This is a genomic window from Chlorobium sp. KB01 (genome assembly GCF_001975465.1).
In the GTDB taxonomy this organism is placed as follows: Bacteria; Bacteroidota; Chlorobiia; order Chlorobiales; family Chlorobiaceae; genus Chlorobium.
On record NZ_MPJE01000016.1, the window covers coordinates 1 to 18,814 of the forward strand.

Genomic DNA, 18,814 nt, shown 5'->3' on the forward strand with positions numbered 1-18,814 from the left:
GAGGATTTCGAGCACCGCCCAACGCAGTCATCGGGTTTCGGAACAAATAAATAGAGGTGTCCTTATGTGGCTTTATAAGTAAAGGGCATAGAATGAGTTTTGTTTTTGATAAAGTTACTGCAAACGAATGATATTACCCGAGTATGGAAGGACGCTTAACGCCGAGGAATGGTCTCCGGTAATTGATGAGCTGATTGAAGGTCAGCATATTGTTCTGACGACGCATGAGAATTCAGATGGTGACGGCCTCGGAAGCGAGGTGGCTCTTGCGCTAGTGCTCAAGCTGCTTGGCAAGGAGGTCTCGATTGTGAATCCGACTGAGGTCCCCCCGAACTACAGGTTTCTTACCCATCTCTATCCGATAAGCCTCTTTGACGACAGGGATGAGGATGCTATACAGGCGTTGTCGCTTTGTGATGTTGTTGTGCTTCTTGATGCAAATCTTCGTGACAGGATGGGTTCGCTATGGCCGCATGTTAGTTTTTCCAAAGAGCTCGGAAGCCTGAAAATTGTCTGTGTCGATCATCATCTTGAACCTGATGATTTTACCGATGTCATGGTGTGTGAAAACTATGCATCCTCGACCGGTGAACTTATCTATGACCTGATCTACGCATTTCAGAAGAGGCTGGGCCGTGAACTTTTCACACCCCAAATTGCCGAAGCGCTCTATGTTTCGGTTATGACGGATACCGGATCATTCAGGTTTCCGAAAACATCCCCCTATGTCTACCGTCTTGCCGGTGACCTTGTCAGCAAAGGGGCAGATGCTTCGGATATCTACGACAAGATCTATAATTCACTTACCTGCCAGGCACTCAAGCTGCTCGGAGCTGCATTGAGCGCTATCACGGTGCTTGATGATGGAGTGATTTCGTGGCTGTTTATCTCTCAGGATATGTTAAAAGCCACCGGGAGCAAGCTTTTTGATACCGATCTCATCATCCAGTATCTGCTGAGTGTACCAACCGTGCAAATTGCCGTGCTTATGGTTGAGATGCAGGATGGCAGAACTAAGGCGAGTTTTCGCTCACGCGGCAATATTTACGTCAACCAGCTGGCAAAAAAATATGGAGGAGGGGGGCATATGAATGCTGCCGGATGTCTCTTCCAGTTTTCGTCCGACAGGGCCCAGAAGGTACTTCTTGAAGATTTGAGAGCATTTCTTAAAACAGCATCCAGTCAGGTTGAAGGTGTTAACAACGAACAAGCGTGATTATGAAAATATCAGTAACAAAAATTGAGATTGATCGTATTGCCGTCGATCTTCTTGCCTTGCCGATCAGTAAGGGAGATCTGAAAAAAGAGGCTCAGAAGCTGCTTGCAGGACTTGAACTGGATCATAAGGTATTAAAGGATTTTAAAGCCGAAGCAGGAGAGGTTGTTCTGCTCTATGGCGGGTCCGGAAAATGCAAGGCATCTCGACTTGCCCTGTTTGGTATCGGTGATGCAAAAACTCTTGATGACTGGCGCAAGGGGGCCATTTCTCTTGCATCCAGAGCTGTTGAGCTGAAGATTGCCAAGCTTGCTGTTGATTTTTCAGCCATCGAGCACATTGCCGGTGAAACTGGAGAGAGTGTTTCGACTCTTGCTGAAACGTTTGTTACCGGATCGTTTGCCGGTTTATACCGCTTTGAGCGTCTGAAAAGCGGTAAGCTGGATAAAAAGAGAGCGGCAGACAAGACAAAAGAGCTTGCCGAACTTGTTTTAAGGGCCGGAGCTTCGGTATTGGATGCGGCAGAGCGCGGTGTTGAGGCGGGCAGGATTGTCGGTTCTTGCCAGAAGATGGCCAGGGATCTGGTTAATCTGCCGGGTAATTATCTGCAGGCTGAGGATATTTCGAAAGCTGCAGAGGAGTCCGCCAAAAAATATGGCTACGAGGTAACGGTTTTTCATAAAAAAGAGATTGAGTCTCTTGGTATGGGAGGCCTCCTTGCGGTCAACAAGGGGAGTTTTTTCCCTCCGACCTTTACCATTCTTGACTACAAGCCGAAAGGGAAACCGAAAGCGGTTGTAGCCCTTGTCGGAAAAGGGGTCACGTTTGATTCAGGCGGCATCTCAATCAAGCCATCCGAAAACATGGGAGAGATGAAGTCGGATATGGCCGGCGCCGCAAGCGTACTGGGTGCGGTTGAGGCCGCAGCCCGTCTTGCCCTTCCGCTGCACATTATCGGTTTGATTCCTGCTACCGACAATATGCCGGACGGTAAAGCCCAGAATCCGGGTGATGTTATTACCACCTATTCAGGCATTACTGTTGAGGTTGGCAATACCGATGCCGAGGGACGGCTTATTCTGGCCGATGCCCTTGCCTATGCAACTGAAACGTATAAGCCGGATGTCATTATTGATCTCGCAACCCTGACCGGTGCCTGTATTGTTGCCCTTGGTTATTCCGTTGCAGGACTCTTCAGTAACAATGACAAGCTGGCTGATGAGATTTATAACGCCGGTCAGAAGGCAGGTGAAAAGGTGTGGCGCATGCCGCTCTGGGATCTCTACGATGAGCAGATCAAGTCCGACGTAGCCGATGTCAGTAACACCGGAGGACGTGGTGCCGGTTCAGTCACGGCTGCAAAATTCCTTGAGAAATTCATTGATGAGCACAAAAACTGGGCCCATATTGATATTGCCGGTCCGTCATTCACTCCGAAAGGGGGAGGCAAGGTCAATGGAGGAACCGGGTTTGGTGTGAGCCTGCTTGTTGAGCTGCTGAAGCAATGGTCCTGAAAATTCCGGAAAGAAACAAGAGAGTAGAGAGAGGCAGAGTAACAAGATGAACCTATCATGAAGGCGGTCCCGCAACATCCAGTAGTGATTATTCCCGGAGTACTTTTCTGGGATTCGCTTTATGATATCATGAAAGAGGCTCTTGGCGGCTATCTTCCGGAAGAGAAAATAGCCATAGTACCCGTATCGCTCATTGACTGGATAGGATTTCCTCCTTCGCCGGAAAAATCAACCAACAGGGTCATGAGCGCTCTTGACCGGACGATACGCGAGATTGAACAGAAATTTCCCGATGAACCCATTACGCTTGTTGCTCATAGCGGTGGAGGGAGTGTTGCGATGGTCTATCTGCTTGAAAAGCCCTTTCAGGGTGAACGGTATAATCCGGGAAAGCAGATCAAGAAATTGATAACGCTTGGAACACCGTTTCATACGGGTGAGTATTATGCGAAGATAAAAACGGATTTTATCTTCAGCCATCTGCAAGCTGATTTTTTTGATCGGGTTTCTGTTGTTTCTGTCGTCAGCGATAAGTATCATGGCAATTCGGAGGGAAGTTTTGTGGAGAAAATGTGTTATCAGTTTTATAAAAACGTTCTGGATGACGGCAATGTTGCCGGTGACGGCATTGTTCCTGCAAAAAGCTGTTTTCTTGAGGGTGCTGTCAATGTAACTATTGCAGATGCCGAGCATCTTCCAACACCGCATACCAGGTGGTATGGCACAAAAGAAGGGGTTGAACAATGGATTCAATGGCTGTAAGAGCGAGTCGCTTAAGGGTGGCCGGGGTTTTATGTTTCGCTTTTCTGGTGATTCTCTCGTCGTGCAGCCCGGAAAAACCGAAGCAGGACCCCCAGCAGGAGCATCTTGAATCAATGATGGCTATTCTTGCCCAGGTGCAGAAAAATCTCGGCAGGATTCAGCAGAAAGAGGCTGTCGTTGAAAGACTCTCATCTGATATTGAAAGCAGTGACAAACAGAGTGTCGAGCAGATTGGCAAGGATATCTCCGCCGGAATCCGTTTTATCGATTCCACCCTGGCGGCAAGTAAAAACCTGATCCGCAAACTTGAAGAGGAGAACCGAACCTCATCCTATCGGGTTGATTCGCTTGACAAGCTGGTTTCGGAGCTTAAAATCGCCATAAATACCAAGGATGGAGAGCTTATCACCCTGAAAGGCCAGGTTCAGAAGCTCAACAGGCAGGTATCTTCACTTATGGCAACAGTGGATGTGCTTGATGAGTATATCCAGGATCAGGACTCGCAGCTCTTTACGGCTTATTACATCTCGGGCACCTTTAATGATCTCGTTTCGAAAGGTGTTCTTCTTCGCATTAATCCGCTTGAAAAACTCTTCGGCAATGAGTACCGTCTTGCCAACGACTTTAATGTCAATCTTTTTAAAAAGGTTGAGATAACCGAAACCCGTGATCTCTTTTTTGACAGGCCCCTGAAACGCATTAAAATCGTAACTCCTCACACGGTTGGCTCTTACGAGCTGGTTGGAGGCAAGACATCCTCACTGCTTCTTATCCGTGATGAAAATGCTTTCTGGCAGAAATCCCGTTGCCTTGTAATAGTTCTTGAATAATAAGTAACTCTGGTTTGCCATCCGGAACGTAGAGCTGTGGCGAACCCTGAAATCATGCTGTAATGAAAATAACCATATTCGGATCAGGCTATGTCGGTCTTGTGACCGGAGCCTGTTTTGCTGAAGTCGGAAATGATGTTCTCTGTGTTGATATTGACCGGAAGAAGATTGACGCGCTCAATGAGGGTCACATTCCCATCTATGAGCCCGGTCTTGAGGAAATTGTTATTGAAAACAGCCGTGCCGGTCGATTGAAGTTCACGTCCGACATCCGGGAGGGCGTTGAGTTCGGATTATACCAGTTTATTGCGGTAGGTACGCCCCCTGATGAGGATGGATCGGCAGATTTGCGTCATGTGCTCAGTGTTGCCGAAAGTATCGGAACCTATATGCAGGAGTACCGGATCGTCATCAACAAATCGACAGTTCCCGTCGGTACTGCCGACCTTGTGCGGGAAAAAATCAGTTCGGTTCTTGCCGAACGGAGTTCGGGAGTTGATTTTGATGTGGTTTCAAATCCCGAGTTTCTCAAGGAGGGAGATGCGGTCAACGATTTCATGAAACCGGAAAGGATTATTGTCGGAGTTGATGACCCCCGCATCAAAGAGCTGCTTCGTTTTCTCTACTCCCCGTTCAACCGCAGCCATGAGCGGTTTATCGCCATGGATATCCGTTCGGCCGAGCTCACCAAGTATGCGGCCAACGCCATGCTTGCCACAAAGATCAGTTTCATGAATGAAATAGCCAACATTGCCGAGCGGGTCGGGGCTGATGTCGAGGCTGTCAGGAGGGGGATCGGTTCCGACTCAAGGATCGGATTTTCGTTTATCTATCCCGGTGTGGGCTACGGCGGCTCCTGTTTTCCCAAGGATGTCCAGGCGCTGGAAAGAACCGCACATAAATATGGTTATCATTCACGGATACTCCAGGCAGTTGAAGCGGTCAATGAAGACCAGAAAAGTACCATAGTCAGGAAGATCCGCCTCCATTTCGGAGAGGAGATCGGAGGCCGTGTTTTTGCGTTATGGGGGCTTTCATTCAAGCCGAATACCGATGATATGCGTGCGGCCCCGAGCCGCAGGGTTATTGAAGAGCTTCTGCATGCGGGTGCATCGGTGAGGGTTTACGATCCGGTTGCCATGCACGAGGCTCAAAGAATCTACGGAGAGCGGGAGGGGATCTACTATGCAGCAAACCCTGAAGATGCGGTAAAAGGATCTGATGCTCTTGTGGTGCTTACGGAGTGGCTTCTCTTCCGCAGCCCCGATTTTGAGATGGTAAAACGAGATCTCAAAACGCCGGTGGTTTTTGACGGCCGAAATATCTACAATCCTGAATTCATGGAGATCTCCGGATTTACCTACTACTCTGTCGGCCGCCCGCCCCGTGGTGTCTGAGAGAGGGTTATCGAAACCTGAAATGATGATCAAGGGGGCCTCTGCCGCTGCCAAGATGGTAACCGGCTCCCGCCTTCAGGGCTTCAGTCGTATATGCTTTTGCCTTTTCTACAGCACATTCCATCACTTCCCCCCTGGCCATGAATGCTGCAATGGCTGATGAGAGTGTGCAGCCGGTGCCGTGTGTGTTGTGGGTCTCGATTTTTTTGGAGCTGAACCAGAAAAACCGGCCATTGCTGAAGAGGCAGTCACGGCATTCGTCTCCTTCAGTGTGACCTCCCTTGATGAGTACCGAAGCCGCTCCGGCTTCATGCAGCATTACGGCAGCCGCCTCGACAGCTTCATCGGTTGCAGGTGGATGCTTCATGCCGGTCAGGATTGCACTCTCCGGCAGGTTTGGTGTTATTAAGGTTGCGAGAGGGAAGAGCTCTGCTTTCATTACCTCGATAGCCGCCTCCGGCAGAAGAGTGGTGCCTCCGGAAGAGCCGAGAACAGTGTCAAGAATGACAGGCGGAGTGTTTTCAAGCTCTCTGAGTAATCCGGAAACAGCTCTGATGATGTCGCTGCTGCCAAGCATCCCGATTTTTACGGCATCGATCCTGATATCGTCAGCAATGGCCCTGAACTGCTCACAAAGAGATTTTACCGGGAGAAGGGAGATTCCCCTTACTCCGCTTGTATTTTGTGCTGTAACGGCGGTTATGACCGAAAGAGCGTAACAGTCAAGGGCGCCAACTGTTTTACTATCCGCCTGGATTCCAGCCCCTCCGCTTCCATCCGAGCCTGCAATGGTGAGAACGGTAACATAATTTTTACCCATCAATGCCTCCCTGTTGTAGTGAGCAGAGAAGCTCTTGTACTGAACTGACGGGATCAACTGCCCTGCTGACGGCGGAAATGACAGCGATGCCTGCCGCACCATGCCCTATGACCAGTGATGCATTGCTCTTGCTGATGCCGCCGATAGCTATAATCGGCAGGGAGACGAGGGCGGAGACCCTCCGGAGTGTTTCCGGGCCGACAGGATCAAACCCTTTTTCTTTTGATAGTGTCGGGTAGATATGGCCGAAACCGATATAATCCGCTCCATCACGTTCAGCCTGAATAGCCTCTTCAGGTGATGATGCCGAAACGCCGATGATGCGGGAATTGCCGAGCAGTTTACGGGCGGCAGAAGCCGGCAGGTCCTGCTGACCGAGGTGAACACCGTCAGCCTTGCATGCAAGGGCAATATCAATGCGGTCATTGATAATACAGAGTGCCCCGTACGCTCTGCACCGTCTGGTGATTTCAACTCCCCAGGAAAAAAGCTGACTGCCGGAAGCCGTTTTATGTCTCAGTTGTATCATGGCAGCTCCACCATGCAGAGCCTTTTCAGCCAGTGAGATCGGGCACACAGCCTCATCAGTAATGACACAGAGAAAGGGAGAGGAGGGCATCATTGATAAAGGGTGTTATAGAATTGTTCAAAGGTAGCGACAAACCCGCTGCCCGGTTCAAAGATGGAGATTCCTGCAGCACCATAGGCCCCCTGCTTCATACACGACGGAATGTTTTGTGGTGTAATGCCTCCCACAGCAAAGACAGGAAGTGAGGTCGAACGGCATAAAGCACCGAGTTTATCCACTCCCTGTGGCGGGCCGTATTTCCTTTTTGAGGGCGTATCGAATACCGGACCGAAAAGCAGGTAATCAGCGCCGCGCTCTTCAGCGATCCGTGCAGACAACGGCGAGTGTACGCTGCATCCGATGATCAATTCCGGCGCAACTGCGCGAAGTTTATCGGGCGGGCAGCTCTTTTCGGGCAGATGTACGCCGTGAAGAACGGCAGCAAGAGCAATATCGGCACGTTCATTGATCAGGATCCTGACCTCTTTTTCACGTGCGATTTCAGCAGCCATGAGCGCAAGCTGAAACAACTGTTTTGCGTCAAGCTCTTTTTCCCTGATCTGAATCATGCAAGGCATCAAGCGGGGGAGGAGTTGAAGCTGTTTGAGCAGAGGTGTGCCAGTCAGAGGGGCTTCCTTGCCACTGCTTATCAAAAGAAGGCGCGGCAGGGGAGTGTTATGGGGAGTATTATGCGCCATATAATCAAAATCCTTTGATATTTCAGTGACTATAAATAATTTTAGTGGTAATAGCAACTGCCTTTCCTGGGGAGATTCCGATTTCTTTCGGGACCGTTTTATGGTCATTTATACAGGGCATGCAGCGCAATGCATCGTGAGAAAAAGGGTTTTATTACCGATAATCGAGAGTAACCAACCATTCCCCAATGAGCAGCATCGAAAAAAAAATCATTAAAGCAGGCTTCTCTCTGCCTCAGCCGCCCGCAGCAGCGGGTCTCTACTCCCCTGCAATCAGGAGCGGTAATCTTGTCTTTACCTCCGGTCAACTCCCTCTTGAAAACGGAAAACTGATAGAACCGGGTGGTAAAGGAAAGGTAAATGAGCAGGGCAGGGAAGATGCTTTCAATGCAGCCAGAACCGCTCTTCTCAATGCACTTGCCGCCATCAAATCGGTAACAGGCACTCTTGATTGCATAGAACGGATTGTCAAGCTTACGCTCTATGTTGCCAGCGACTCCGGTTTTTCCAGTCAGCATCTTGTCGCCAATGGAGCCTCTTCTCTTCTTCTTGAAATCTTCGAAGAGAGGGGAGTTCATGCGAGAAGTGCCGTCGGAGTAGCAGAATTACCTCTTGATGCAAGCCTTGAAATTGAACTTGTTGTTCAGTGTGATTTCGCTTGAGCATGATAGAGTAAAAAGAATAAATAATCTGCAGGAATAACTCATACCATTCAGCATAACGCTTGCGTGGCGTATTGTAATGAACACCATTAAGCTGATTTATGCATGCCGTTTATGTTATTATGTATCTATGCCATATATCATAGTATAGATGACAAGTAATGTAAAAGCATATTCCGATTAAAAAGCCAAAGTAAAAGACTCATAAATCTAAAAAAGTGCTCGAATACTGCTTTTCTGTTTAAAGTTTATGATGTGCATAAATACATTGAAAGATTATCACTAAAACAAATATAAGTAATTAAAATAAAATAACATAAATAATTTTGTTGAATATAAACTTTATTAAGTTTAGTAGTTTTATAATTCAGGGCAAGAGTTTGTTTGTATTTGTTTGATATTTGTTTTAAAAATTCTTTTGTTTGTTGTTTGTATAGGTTATGGTGTGATGTTAATATGGTCTTGATGTGTAATGAGTTATTCGTTGTCTGCTATTTTTATTGAGATAGTTTGAAGTGTTTGTTGCTGCTCATGATGCTGTTGTATTCTTGTTACTTGTTTATCAATACGTTTTACTGTGTTGTTGTTATTGGTTGATGGCATGGTGCGGTCAGTTTGTGTTATGTGCTTTTCTTTTCGCGTTCTGCTCAGGGTATATGCTGTGGGTATGGATTGGCGGGACTCTGTTGCTTATTGTTTTTTTGTGATTTTGATCTGTGATAGGTAAACTGTGATTGATGAAGCTTGTAGGCGTTCTCTTATCCTGTAATAAACCCCCACTTCATGTCCCGCATACTTACTATTGTATTGATGCTTCTTGTGCTCGGATTTGGAGTTTTTCTCGGGTCCAGACTCAACGGCAAAGGCGACGTGCAGGGTGAACAGCAGAAAAAAATGCTCGAAGCCTACAGTCTGATGAAAACGATGTATGTTGATGATGTAGCCGGCGATAGTCTTGCGGGAGCAGGTATACAGGGTATGGCGGAGTATCTGGATCCCCATACAGTCTATCTGGAGCCGGAAAAGGTCACCTATTCCCAGGCCGAATTTGATGGTAATTTTGATGGTATCGGTATTGAATTTGATATTTCAAGCGATACGCTCCTTGTTGTCACGCCGCTTTCCGGTGGACCAAGCGCTGCAGTCGGGATTTTGCCCGGAGACCGTATCCTTGCCATTGACTCTCTCCCCGCTCTTGGTATTACGGAAAAACAGGTATTGAGGAAGCTTCGGGGCAGGCAGGGAACCCAGGTGAAATTGAGGGTTTTCAGGCCTCTTAGTGGAAAGATTGTCGAGTTTACGGTTACACGGAGTCGAATATCGACATCGAGTATCGATGCAGCCTTTATGCTTGATCGCAGGGTAGGGTATATTCGATTGAGCCGTTTTATTGCAACCACAGCCGATGAGTTCCGCACGGTGCTTCTCCGGCTTAAAAAGCAGGGCATGAAGCGCCTTGTTATTGATCTGAGAGGTAATCCTGGTGGTTTTCTTGAACAGGCCGTAGCCGTGGCTGATGAGTTTCTGGCGAAGGGAGCGTTGATTGTCTATACCAAGAGCCGTAACGGCGGAGTCGAGAATGAGCGATTTATTGCGCGCTCCGGTGACAGTTACGAGACAGGTGAAGTGATTGTACTGGTGGACAAAGGGAGTGCATCAGCTTCTGAAATTCTTGCCGGTGCTCTCCAGGATAACCGTCGGGCTGTTGTGGTGGGAGAGCAGACCTTCGGAAAGGGGCTGGTACAGCGGCAGCTTCAGTTTGCAGATGGTTCGGCAATTCGACTTACCGTTTCACGATATTATACCCCATCCGGCCGACAGATACAGCGGGTGTATCATAAAGGCGGTACGGGTCGGGAGAGTTATTTTCAGGATGCACTCACAACCATTCGTCCTGAGAAACTCTTTACAAATCCTGACAGTTTACTCTATTTGAAAAACAGTGAGGTTTCGGTTTACAGAACCTCCTCTCTATACGGATTGCTCTCGTCGCTCAACGGGAAAGTTCCCGATGAGAAAAGTCAGCTTGTGGCGCTGAAAAATGCCGGCGGGATTATTCCGGATTTCTGGGTTACCGGAAAAAGTTACTCTGATTTTTACCAGGAGCTTTTTCGTTCGGGTTCTTTTGATGATATCGCCCTTAAAATTATTGATGATCCCCGTAGCCTGGTTCAGCAATACCGGGGTTCTATTGAGAGTTTTCTTGCAAAATATTCCGAAGAGCGCGTGTTTGAGGCTCTGGTTATAAAAACCTGCAAGAGTAAAAAAATCCGGTTTGACCGGGCAGTTTTTCTTCGTGATCGCCTTAAGCTGGCTCAGGCCGTAAAATCAAGGATAGCTCATCAGCTCTTTGGCGCTGTTGGTCAGATAACATTTGTAGTGCAGAGTGCAGACCCGGTTGTCAGGATAGCAGCATCTGTGCCAATGCGACAGCCCTGAGTGTTTTGACGGTATTGATTAATCGGCTTCTCCTTTACTAATAATCAAAACATTACACGTATGTCGTTAATTGAAAAAATCCAGAGCGAAACCTGTACGTTGCGCCTGAAAAATGACTGGTTGAAGATATTTACCTGTCCTGTTCCCTCCTCTGATTTCCTCTCTTTTGTAGGCATAGCTACTATCGATGCTCCACAGCATGCCGTACTGAGTCTTCTGTTTGATATTGAAGCAGCCACCGAGTGGGTATGGAAAACCAAAGAGATGCGCCTTCTGCAGGAACTTTCAGCAGATAATGGGGAGAAAGATAACGGCCGGGTTGTCTATCAGCTTGTCAGTGCTCCCTGGCCGGTTTCCGATCGTGAAATCATAACCCGCTCCCAGGGGTATATGGATACTGACACCTCCGAGGTTTTTATCAAGCTTGAGTGTTTGCCGGACTTTCTGCCGAAAAACGATAAATATGTTCGTGTTCCCCATCTTGAGGGTGCATGGAACATCATCCCGCTCTCGGCAAACCAGTGCAGGGTGGTTTTCCGTCTCCACATTGAACCGGGTGGCGAGATCCCCTCATGGCTGGCCAATATTGCCGTTATTGATACGCCCTACCATACCATGAACAATATGCGTGATATGGTAAAGAAGGATAAGTACAGGATTTCTGTAGAGGCGCCCTTCATAAAATCCGCGAAGGATGTCATCCAGAATTACCAGCAGTTTATCGCTGAGTGAGTGTTCCCCTCATTCTCATGCAGTCCTCAATAACAACTCAACACACGGTATGGATGTATCATCAATCCTTGAGAAAAACTGGGACTTCCGTGTCGAGCATAAGGGAGTCCGAATCTACTCTTCCAGGGTTAACGGTTCCGATATCCACAGCTTCAAGGGTGAGACCGAGCTGCCGGTTTCATTCAAAAGGCTGATCAGCCTTTTTCATGACATGGCAAGCTATAGCCGCTGGGTTCACAAGCTTGCCGAGATGGAGGTACTTGAGAAAAACGGGATTGACTATGTTGTGCGTCAGGTTATCAACACCCCCTGGCCGCTGCTGAAGAGGGAGATGATCATGCGTACCGAACTGGCTTCAGCCGGCGATAATTCCATAGCCGTTACCATGACCGGGGAGCCCGATTATCTTCCGGTTAATTCGAACTATTACCGGGTTCGCCATGCATCCGGATTGTGGGTATTTACCCCGAACGGTCATGGCAAGGTTTACCTCACCTTTGTGATGCATGTTGATCCGGGCTCGGATGTTCCTGCTGCCGTTGGAAATGCGGGAATGTTTGATGTTCCCTTCTACTCCCTGAATAATTTGAGGGCGCTTGCAATGGACAGCTCATACAACCCCCCATATCCTCAGGAAATAGAGCAGCATATTGCTATTGTCGATGATGCTCCTGATATGCCCTGAGCAGTTTTTCCGGCTTAACCGGTACTGCTCCCACCTCCTGGCATACCGTTCCTGCAGCCAGATTGGCTATGGTGGCGTTCGTTACGATGTCAATACCGGAAGCGGCTCCGAGAGCGAGCATTCCGATAACGGTATCTCCGGCTCCTGATACATCAGCCACCTCCATTGATGTTGCCCCGATATGGGTGAAGGAGCCGTTGTAGAGTGTCATACCTTTTTCGCTCCTTGTCACAACAATAGTTTCAGCCTGTAGTTTCTCCTGGAGCCGGAGGCAGGCCTCTTCTACCTCCCGATCATTGTTCTGCACGGCAATTCCGAGTGAAGCTGCCATTTCGGAGAGGTTTGGCTTGAAAATCGTGCACCCCCTGTAGGCAAAGAAGTTCAGAAGTTTCGGATCGACAAGCAGGGGAATATGCTGCTTCTTTGCGGTCGTAAAGATGCTTTTGATGAGTCGTTCGGTGAGCAGACCTTTATTGTAGTCTTCAAGAACGATGGCATCAAGAGTGCCGATAACGCTCTCCAGAGAGTCGAGAACCGCCTCTTCTGTGTCGGAATCGATCTCTTTTCGGCTTTCTCTGTCCACTCTTGTTATATGGTGGTTTTGAGAGAGGATGCGGGTCTTGCAGGTCGTAGGCCTTGACGGGTCGCAAATCAGTCCTTCGGCGGCAAGTCCCCGGTCGCTGAACAGTTCGAGCAGTATCTCCCGGTTGCTGTCGGCACCGGTTACTCCGAAGAGCATGGTTTCCGCTCCGAGCGAGAGGGTGTTAAGGGCAACATTTGCAGCCCCGCCCAGCCGGTGATCCTCATGGGTTACATCGACTACGGGCACAGGGTATTCCGGGGAGATGCGGGAGACATGGCCGAAAATGTACTTGTCGAGCATAATGTCGCCGATAACGGCTATCCGTTTGCTGCGGAAGCTGTGTAAAAGGGATTCCATGAAGTTTTCGGTCATAACCTGTTATTTCCTGATATGTTCGGATGCCGGGGCATAAAAAAAAGGGAATAATAACCTGATCAGCTATGAAGATATGATTGTTTCATTTTATTTTTTGCGATATTTTGTTATAATTAAAGTTAAGCATTTTTAAGCTTTATATGAAAAAAGCAGGAACCGATGTTTGACAGTCTAAGCGATAAACTTGAGGCCACCTTCAAAAAACTTGCAGGTCAGGCCACCATTAACGAGATCAATATCGGTCTCGCGATGCGCGATATCAAGCGCGCACTTCTCGGCGCTGATGTCAACTACAAGGTAGCGAAGAAATTAATTGAGGATATACGGGAGAAATCCCTTGGTGAGCAGGTCATCAAAAGCGTCTCTCCTGCCCAGATGATTGTAAAAATCGTCTATGATGAGCTCACTGAACTTATGGGAGGTGAGCAGAAGCCTCTGAACCTTTCACCCAAGAAACTTCCGGCTGTGATTATGGTTGCCGGTCTTCAGGGTTCCGGAAAAACCACGTTTTGTGCGAAACTCGCGCTTCGTCTGAAAAAGAACGGTAAAAACCCGATGCTGGTAGCTGCTGACGTCTATCGTCCTGCAGCCATTGACCAGCTTAAGGCTCTCGCTCTGCAGGTAGATGTTCCGGTATTTGCCATCGAAGAGCAGGATGCATTGAAGGCCGCACTTCAGGGCCTTGAAGCTGCGCGATCAGGGGCCAGGGATGTTGTGATTATCGATACAGCCGGCCGCCTTCAGATTGATGACCTGATGATGGCAGAGGCTGAGTCATTGAAGCATGCACTCAAGCCTGATGAACTGCTTTTTGTTGTTGACTCGATGATGGGTCAGGAAGCGGTTAATACAGCCAAGGCATTCAACGACCGCCTTGATTTTGATGGTGTTGTACTGACCAAACTTGATGGCGATGCAAGGGGCGGAGCTGCGCTTTCCATCCGTCAGGTTGTTGAAAAGCCGATTAAATTTATCAGTATCGGCGAAAAGGTCGATGATCTTGATGTTTTTTACCCTGATCGTATGGCCCAGAGGATTCTGGGTATGGGTGATATAGTCAGTTTTGTTGAAAAGGCACAGGAGTCTCTGGATCTTGAGAAGACGCTTGAGATGCAGAAAAAACTCATGAAAAATGAGTTTGATCTCAACGACTTTTTCGATCAGCTCCAGCAGCTTAAAAAAATGGGCTCAATACAGGGGTTGATTGAGATGGTGCCGGGTTTGAACAAGATGGTTCCAAAGCAGGATCTTGAAAATCTGGATTTCAAGCCTATCGAAGCCATGATTAACTCCATGACCAGACAGGAGAAGTCAAATCCTGATATCATCAACGGCAGCCGCCGTCAGCGCATCGCTCTCGGCAGCGGCACGAGAGTCCAGGAGGTGAACCTTCTGCTCAAGCAGTTCGGTGAAATGAAAAAGATGATGCGTTCGGTATCCAGGCTGTCACAGTCGGGCAGAAAGATCACTTCGCAGAATCTTGCACTTGACAAGTTTTTAAAAAGATAGATTGCATTTACTGTTAACAGTTACCATTAACTAAAATACTTGAGCCTTGGTAAAGATCAGACTTAAAAGAGCAGGAAGAAAAAAATTGCCGGTATACCAGATTGTCGCATCTGATGCGCGCTCACCGAGAGATGGCAAATTTCTTGAAGTAATCGGGACCTATCAGCCGACAGCCAAACCGCATGCCGTAACACTCAAGAAAGATCGTGTCGAATACTGGATGGGCGTTGGTGCTCAGCCGACAGCAACGGTCCGTAGCCTTATCCGTACCACAGGATTGCTGCATGAACTGAGGCTGAAAAGCAGAGGTCGCAGCGAAGCTGAAATTACCGTTGAGATGGAACAGTGGCAGGCAAGCAAGGTCGAGAGAAGCAAAAAACGCCTTGTTGTGAAGTCACGTCGCCGTCAGGCCAAAAAAGAGGCCGAAGCAAAAGCCGCTGCAGGCAGCGAAGCCTGATTTGACGTTTACGGAACGGTAGCATGGAACTCTATCTTGCAGGTGTCATCCTCAAGCCGAAAGGGTTGGCGGGTGAGGTGAAGGTGGAACCGGTTACCGATTTCCCTGAAAGCTTTCTCTCCCGCAGGGAGTATTACGCAGGCAGATCCGCTGACGCCGTTGATCGGTTGACCGTTCATAAAGCCTCTCTTGGAGGGGGATTTGCGTGGGTGTTCTTTGACGGAGTTGACACAAGGGAGAAAGCCGAAGCACTGGCAGGAGTGCATCTCTATGTTGATGAGGATCAGCTTCTGCCGCAGCCGGATAACCGGGCATATATGCATGAGCTGATAGGGCTCAAAGTTCTTGATCGTAATCGAAACGAGGTTGGTACCGTAACCGATATTCTTGCGATGCCTGCCCATGAGGTTTATGAAGTACAGGTTGGTAAAAGAAAGATTCTGATACCGGCCATTGAAGAGTTCGTTGAAGAGATCAGTATTCGTGATAAGGTTATGGTTGTGCCGAGATACGACGAATTTCTGTGATTATTGTGTTGGTCTCTGAAACGTTTGATGAACGGTTCCAAGACGTTGGATGCAATGAGGATTGATGTGATTTCCGTCATTCCGGGGTTTTTCGATTCAGTGCTTGACAATGGATTGTTACGTATTGCCCGGAAAAAACAGTATGCGGATATACACATTCATAACCTGCATGATTACGGACTGGGCAGGTATCGGCAGGTTGATGATTCTCCTTTCGGAGGGGGTGCAGGAATGGTTCTTCGTCCTGAGCCGGTATTCTCCTGTATTGAGGCACTGCAGGCCGAAAGAGCGTATGATGAGGTGATTTTTCTGACACCCGACGGGAAGCTGTTTGAGCAGTCTCTGGCAAACAGGCTCTCAGGGATGCAGAATCTGATTATTCTTTGCGGCCACTACAAGGCGGTAGATGAACGGATACGCCAGAAGCTCATCACCATGGAGATATCGATTGGCGATGTAGTTCTTTCAGGGGGTGAGATACCCGCGCTGCTGCTTATGGACGCTGTGCTCAGGGTTATACCGGGAGTTCTTGGAGACAGTGAATCGGCTTTGACCGACTCCTTTCAGAATGGGCTTCTTGACTGTGTCTATTACACCCGACCGGCTGAATTCAGGGGGATGAAGGTTCCCGATATACTGATGTCCGGTCATCACAGCAAAATAGAGCAGTGGAGAGGTGAAAATGCTCTTGAGAGAACCAGAACACGCAGACCCGATCTTTTAGGTCATGAATGATTTTAGGAATTGAAGAAAAAAATAACGTAAATAGTTGTCGAAAATGGATCAGTTAATTCAGTTAGTTGAAGCTACCCAGGCCGTTACCGATTTTCCGCATATTCAGCCGGGTGATACCGTCAGAATACAGTTGAAGGTTATTGAAGGCGAAAAGGAGAGGCTTCAGGCTTTTGAGGGTGTTGTTATCAGCGATCGCGGAGCCGGTGGTTCCAAAACCATCACGGTTCGCAAGATCTCTCATGGAGTTGGAGTTGAAAGGATCATTCCTGTTAACTCACCCAATATTGAGAGCGTGACCGTACTCAAGCACGGCAAGGCAAGAAGAGCAAAACTTTTCTACCTGCGCAAGCGTACCGGCAAAGCTGCACTCAAAGTAAAAGAGCGTAAGGTTGTAGAGAAAGCCTGATTTTCTTTTCGACAATCCGGCAGCGCAACCGATGCTGCCGGATTTTTCTCCTGCACACTCCTGAACGGCTATAACCGTGATGCAGGTCGGCAATGCGCAGTGACCTCAACGCCAAGCTTGCCCCTGATTCCTCTTCAGCGCAATTTATTTACATCCAGATGATGCAGATTGGCGACTATCGTCTTTACTCCCTCGATGTACAGGACTTTGCTCTTGACGGCGGTGCCATGTTCGGTGTTGTGCCGAAAGTCATGTGGGAAAAGTTTGCTCCTGCCGATCATCTCAACCGCATAACACTCAAGGCAAGAGTCCTTCTTATTTCAGGTAAAGGCCGCCATATTCTTGTTGATACCGGCATGGGAACTGCCTGGCCGGACAAACTCCGGTCGATTTATGCTCTCTCGGATTGCCGGCTTCAGGCGGAGCTGAAGGCTGTTGGGCTGGAAATTGCAAGCATTACGGATGTCATCTACACCCATTTGCACTTCGATCATGTCGGTGGAGCTTTCCGGCAGGGTGCCGACAAGCTTGAGCCGCTCTTTCCTGATGCCCGCCACTATGTTCAGAGAGAGAATTACCTTTCAGCGCTTAAGCCCAACCTGAAGGAGAGAGTCAGTTACTCCTCTGTTTTCATCGAGGCGTTCGGACGTCTCTCCAGTGTGGAGCTGGTTGACGGACCCCGGGAGCTGTTTTCCGGCATCGAGCTCTTTTCAAGCAATGGTCATACAAAAGGCCAGCAGCTGGTAAGGGTTAGCGGTGCTGAAGGGAGTCTCGTGCACACTGCCGACCTCATCCCTTCCTTGGCACATCTGCCCTCATCATGGGTTATGGGATACGATATCGAACCGCTTACCGTTATCGAAGAGAAAACCTCACTGCTCCATCAGCTCGTTGAAGAGCGAGCGATGCTTTTCTTCGGCCATGATCCCTCTCATCAGGCGGCAATGCTCAGACGCGATGATAAAGGAGCCGTTGTCGTCGACAAGTTTATTGACCTCTAACAGAACAGTTCGTTCCTGCTTTGATTGTATTGCATCAGCAACAGATAGAAGGTTTTCGCGAGAAGATATTTGATTTCTACCGCACCAACCGCAGATCATTTCCCTGGCGGGAGACCACAGATCGCTACGCTGTCATGGTCAGCGAAATCATGCTTCAGCAGACGCAGGCCGACCGGGTTGCTGACAAATTCAGGGTCTGGATGGAGCGTTTTCCCGATACGGAAACCCTTGCTCTCTCCTCACTCAGGGATGTGCTTGCTCTCTGGAGCGGCCTTGGCTACAACTCCCGGGGTCAGAGACTTCAGATCTCTGCCCGGTTGATCATGGAGCGTTTCGACGGTATTGTCCCTGCCACACCGGATCAGCTTAAATCCCTGCCCGGTATCGGGGAGTATACCTCTCGCTCCATTCCGGTTTTTGCTGATAATCTTGATGTTGCGGCTGTTGATACCAACATCCGAAGAATCATCATCCACGAGTTTACCCTTCCTGAAGATACCCCGAAAGCTGCGATACAGGTTGCAGCAGAGCAGCTCCTGCCGCATGGACGCAGCCGTGAATGGCATAATGCCCTCATGGATTACGGTTCTCTGGCGTTGACCAGCCGCAGATCCGGCATCCGTCCGGTTAGCCGGCAGTCAAAGTTTCAAGGGTCTAAGCGATGGTATCGGGGGCGCCTCATCCGGGAGCTCGTCCAGCGTGACGGGATCTATCTTGAAGAGATTGAGGAGAAATACCGTTCCTGCCCGTGGGATATGGGTGAAATCATCGCTGACCTCGTGCGCGAAGGGCTGGTGGAAGAGCAGGGTGGAACCATGCTGAAAATCCGGGAGAAGTGAATTGTCGGGGCGAGAGGGGGGAAGCTAAACTGCCAGGTTTATTCTTGAATCTTCTATAG

General features: G+C 48.7%; 21 protein-coding genes. 16 read left to right on the forward strand and 5 right to left on the reverse strand.

Annotated features, from left to right (window positions below):
• The first annotated feature begins 127 nt into the window (after nt 1-127).
• From BOO20_RS00955 to BOO20_RS00975, 5 genes are all read left to right on the forward strand, one after another.
• A complete protein-coding gene (locus BOO20_RS00955) occupies nt 128-1,216 on the forward strand; it encodes a bifunctional oligoribonuclease/PAP phosphatase NrnA (RefSeq protein WP_076789436.1) in 1,089 nt (362 codons plus the stop codon).
• 2 nt (nt 1,217-1,218) lie between these two features.
• The gene (locus tag BOO20_RS00960; protein ID WP_076789438.1) at nt 1,219-2,730 is read left to right on the forward strand and encodes a leucyl aminopeptidase; all 1,512 of its coding nucleotides are present in this window, start codon (nt 1,219-1,221) and stop codon (nt 2,728-2,730) included.
• A 57-nt stretch (nt 2,731-2,787) separates the two neighbouring features.
• Nucleotides 2,788-3,492 (forward strand): triacylglycerol lipase, encoded by a 705-nt coding sequence (locus BOO20_RS00965; protein ID WP_076789441.1) that lies wholly within the window; start codon nt 2,788-2,790, stop codon nt 3,490-3,492.
• Nucleotides 3,474-4,322, forward strand: a complete 849-nt coding sequence (locus BOO20_RS00970) for a biogenesis of lysosome-related organelles complex 1 subunit 2 (RefSeq protein ID WP_076789444.1) — start codon at nt 3,474-3,476, stop codon at nt 4,320-4,322. The genes BOO20_RS00965 and BOO20_RS00970 overlap by 19 nt, the downstream gene beginning before the upstream one ends.
• 62 nt (nt 4,323-4,384) lie before the next feature.
• Nucleotides 4,385-5,719 carry a UDP-glucose/GDP-mannose dehydrogenase family protein gene (locus tag BOO20_RS00975; protein WP_076789449.1) on the forward strand — a complete coding sequence of 445 codons (1,335 nt, stop codon included), beginning with the start codon at nt 4,385-4,387 and terminating at the stop codon, nt 5,717-5,719.
• Nucleotides 5,720-5,726: 7 nt separating this feature from the next.
• Here the strand turns inward: BOO20_RS00975 and thiD are convergent, their stop codons facing one another.
• From thiD to BOO20_RS00990, 3 genes are read right to left on the reverse strand one after another with little or no spacing between them, the layout of a single operon-like run.
• Nucleotides 5,727-6,539, reverse strand: coding sequence for a bifunctional hydroxymethylpyrimidine kinase/phosphomethylpyrimidine kinase (gene thiD / locus BOO20_RS00980; RefSeq protein WP_076789452.1), 813 nt, complete (start codon nt 6,537-6,539; stop codon nt 5,727-5,729).
• Nucleotides 6,532-7,161 carry a thiamine phosphate synthase gene (gene thiE, locus BOO20_RS00985; protein ID WP_076789455.1) on the reverse strand — a complete coding sequence of 210 codons (630 nt, stop codon included), beginning with the start codon at nt 7,159-7,161 and terminating at the stop codon, nt 6,532-6,534. Before thiE ends, thiD begins: the two co-directional genes overlap by 8 nt.
• Nucleotides 7,158-7,805, reverse strand: a complete 648-nt coding sequence (locus BOO20_RS00990) for a thiamine phosphate synthase (protein ID WP_076789457.1) — start codon at nt 7,803-7,805, stop codon at nt 7,158-7,160. The genes thiE and BOO20_RS00990 overlap by 4 nt, the downstream gene beginning before the upstream one ends.
• A 188-nt stretch (nt 7,806-7,993) precedes the next feature.
• Here BOO20_RS00990 and BOO20_RS00995 point away from each other — a divergent pair, with 188 nt between their 5' ends.
• On the forward strand, nt 7,994-8,467 hold the full coding sequence (locus BOO20_RS00995) for a RidA family protein (RefSeq protein ID WP_076789460.1): 474 nt from the start codon (nt 7,994-7,996) through the stop codon (nt 8,465-8,467).
• 477 nt (nt 8,468-8,944) lie between these two features.
• On the opposite strand, the gene BOO20_RS13220 is transcribed toward BOO20_RS00995, so the two are convergent.
• The gene (locus tag BOO20_RS13220) at nt 8,945-9,070 is read right to left on the reverse strand and encodes a hypothetical protein (RefSeq protein WP_255372190.1); all 126 of its coding nucleotides are present in this window, start codon (nt 9,068-9,070) and stop codon (nt 8,945-8,947) included.
• Nucleotides 9,071-9,250: 180 nt separating this feature from the next.
• Here BOO20_RS13220 and BOO20_RS01000 point away from each other — a divergent pair, with 180 nt between their 5' ends.
• Genes BOO20_RS01000 through BOO20_RS01010 form a run of 3 tightly spaced genes read left to right on the forward strand, consistent with a single transcriptional unit; the run spans nt 9,251 to nt 12,323 of the window.
• Nucleotides 9,251-10,906 carry a S41 family peptidase gene (locus tag BOO20_RS01000; protein WP_076789463.1) on the forward strand — a complete coding sequence of 552 codons (1,656 nt, stop codon included), beginning with the start codon at nt 9,251-9,253 and terminating at the stop codon, nt 10,904-10,906.
• A 60-nt stretch (nt 10,907-10,966) separates the two neighbouring features.
• On the forward strand, nt 10,967-11,638 hold the full coding sequence (locus BOO20_RS01005; protein WP_076789467.1) for an START domain-containing protein: 672 nt from the start codon (nt 10,967-10,969) through the stop codon (nt 11,636-11,638).
• Between the two features lie 49 nt (nt 11,639-11,687).
• Nucleotides 11,688-12,323 carry an START domain-containing protein gene (locus BOO20_RS01010; RefSeq protein ID WP_076789471.1) on the forward strand — a complete coding sequence of 212 codons (636 nt, stop codon included), beginning with the start codon at nt 11,688-11,690 and terminating at the stop codon, nt 12,321-12,323.
• Here BOO20_RS01010 and rfaE1 read toward each other — a convergent pair.
• Nucleotides 12,292-13,278, reverse strand: coding sequence for a D-glycero-beta-D-manno-heptose-7-phosphate kinase (gene rfaE1 / locus BOO20_RS01015; RefSeq protein WP_076789473.1), 987 nt, complete (start codon nt 13,276-13,278; stop codon nt 12,292-12,294). The two genes, BOO20_RS01010 and rfaE1, sit on opposite strands and share 32 nt — an antisense overlap.
• A gap of 162 nt (nt 13,279-13,440) precedes the next feature.
• On the opposite strand from rfaE1, the gene ffh reads away from it, so the two are divergent.
• From ffh to BOO20_RS01050, 7 genes are all read left to right on the forward strand, one after another.
• Nucleotides 13,441-14,790: a signal recognition particle protein gene (ffh, locus tag BOO20_RS01020; protein ID WP_076789476.1), complete on the forward strand. Its 1,350-nt coding sequence runs from the start codon at nt 13,441-13,443 to the stop codon at nt 14,788-14,790.
• A 46-nt stretch (nt 14,791-14,836) separates the two neighbouring features.
• Nucleotides 14,837-15,247 (forward strand): 30S ribosomal protein S16, encoded by a 411-nt coding sequence (rpsP, locus tag BOO20_RS01025; RefSeq protein WP_006365887.1) that lies wholly within the window; start codon nt 14,837-14,839, stop codon nt 15,245-15,247.
• A 23-nt stretch (nt 15,248-15,270) separates the two neighbouring features.
• Entirely contained in the window at nt 15,271-15,774 is a 504-nt protein-coding gene (gene rimM, locus BOO20_RS01030; protein ID WP_076789479.1) for a ribosome maturation factor RimM, read from the forward strand.
• Nucleotides 15,775-15,828: 54 nt separating this feature from the next.
• Entirely contained in the window at nt 15,829-16,509 is a 681-nt protein-coding gene (trmD, locus tag BOO20_RS01035) for a tRNA (guanosine(37)-N1)-methyltransferase TrmD (protein ID WP_076789481.1), read from the forward strand.
• Nucleotides 16,510-16,552: 43 nt separating this feature from the next.
• Complete coding sequence (gene rplS, locus BOO20_RS01040; protein WP_006365890.1) at nt 16,553-16,915, forward strand: 50S ribosomal protein L19; 363 nt, start codon at nt 16,553-16,555, stop codon at nt 16,913-16,915.
• 92 nt (nt 16,916-17,007) lie between these two features.
• Nucleotides 17,008-17,916: an MBL fold metallo-hydrolase gene (locus tag BOO20_RS01045; RefSeq protein WP_083694467.1), complete on the forward strand. Its 909-nt coding sequence runs from the start codon at nt 17,008-17,010 to the stop codon at nt 17,914-17,916.
• 20 nt (nt 17,917-17,936) lie between these two features.
• Nucleotides 17,937-18,755: a Fe-S cluster assembly protein HesB gene (locus BOO20_RS01050; protein WP_076789483.1), complete on the forward strand. Its 819-nt coding sequence runs from the start codon at nt 17,937-17,939 to the stop codon at nt 18,753-18,755.
• Nucleotides 18,756-18,814: the final 59 nt, after the last annotated feature.

Coding starts and splice junctions, on each gene's coding strand:
- BOO20_RS00955 (WP_076789436.1), top strand. CDS start 128: ATGATATTACCCGAGTATGGAAGGACGCTTAACGCCGAGGAATGGTCT.
- BOO20_RS00960 (WP_076789438.1), top strand. CDS start 1,219: ATGAAAATATCAGTAACAAAAATTGAGATTGATCGTATTGCCGTCGAT.
- BOO20_RS00965 (WP_076789441.1), top strand. CDS start 2,788: ATGAAGGCGGTCCCGCAACATCCAGTAGTGATTATTCCCGGAGTACTT.
- BOO20_RS00970 (WP_076789444.1), top strand. CDS start 3,474: ATGGATTCAATGGCTGTAAGAGCGAGTCGCTTAAGGGTGGCCGGGGTT.
- BOO20_RS00975 (WP_076789449.1), top strand. CDS start 4,385: ATGAAAATAACCATATTCGGATCAGGCTATGTCGGTCTTGTGACCGGA.
- thiD (WP_076789452.1), bottom strand. CDS start 6,539: ATGGGTAAAAATTATGTTACCGTTCTCACCATTGCAGGCTCGGATGGA.
- thiE (WP_076789455.1), bottom strand. CDS start 7,161: ATGATGCCCTCCTCTCCCTTTCTCTGTGTCATTACTGATGAGGCTGTG.
- BOO20_RS00990 (WP_076789457.1), bottom strand. CDS start 7,805: ATGGCGCATAATACTCCCCATAACACTCCCCTGCCGCGCCTTCTTTTG.
- BOO20_RS00995 (WP_076789460.1), top strand. CDS start 7,994: ATGAGCAGCATCGAAAAAAAAATCATTAAAGCAGGCTTCTCTCTGCCT.
- BOO20_RS13220 (WP_255372190.1), bottom strand. CDS start 9,070: ATGCCATCAACCAATAACAACAACACAGTAAAACGTATTGATAAACAA.
- BOO20_RS01000 (WP_076789463.1), top strand. CDS start 9,251: ATGTCCCGCATACTTACTATTGTATTGATGCTTCTTGTGCTCGGATTT.
- BOO20_RS01005 (WP_076789467.1), top strand. CDS start 10,967: ATGTCGTTAATTGAAAAAATCCAGAGCGAAACCTGTACGTTGCGCCTG.
- BOO20_RS01010 (WP_076789471.1), top strand. CDS start 11,688: ATGGATGTATCATCAATCCTTGAGAAAAACTGGGACTTCCGTGTCGAG.
- rfaE1 (WP_076789473.1), bottom strand. CDS start 13,278: ATGACCGAAAACTTCATGGAATCCCTTTTACACAGCTTCCGCAGCAAA.
- ffh (WP_076789476.1), top strand. CDS start 13,441: ATGTTTGACAGTCTAAGCGATAAACTTGAGGCCACCTTCAAAAAACTT.
- rimM (WP_076789479.1), top strand. CDS start 15,271: ATGGAACTCTATCTTGCAGGTGTCATCCTCAAGCCGAAAGGGTTGGCG.
- trmD (WP_076789481.1), top strand. CDS start 15,829: ATGAGGATTGATGTGATTTCCGTCATTCCGGGGTTTTTCGATTCAGTG.
- rplS (WP_006365890.1), top strand. CDS start 16,553: ATGGATCAGTTAATTCAGTTAGTTGAAGCTACCCAGGCCGTTACCGAT.
- BOO20_RS01045 (WP_083694467.1), top strand. CDS start 17,008: ATGCGCAGTGACCTCAACGCCAAGCTTGCCCCTGATTCCTCTTCAGCG.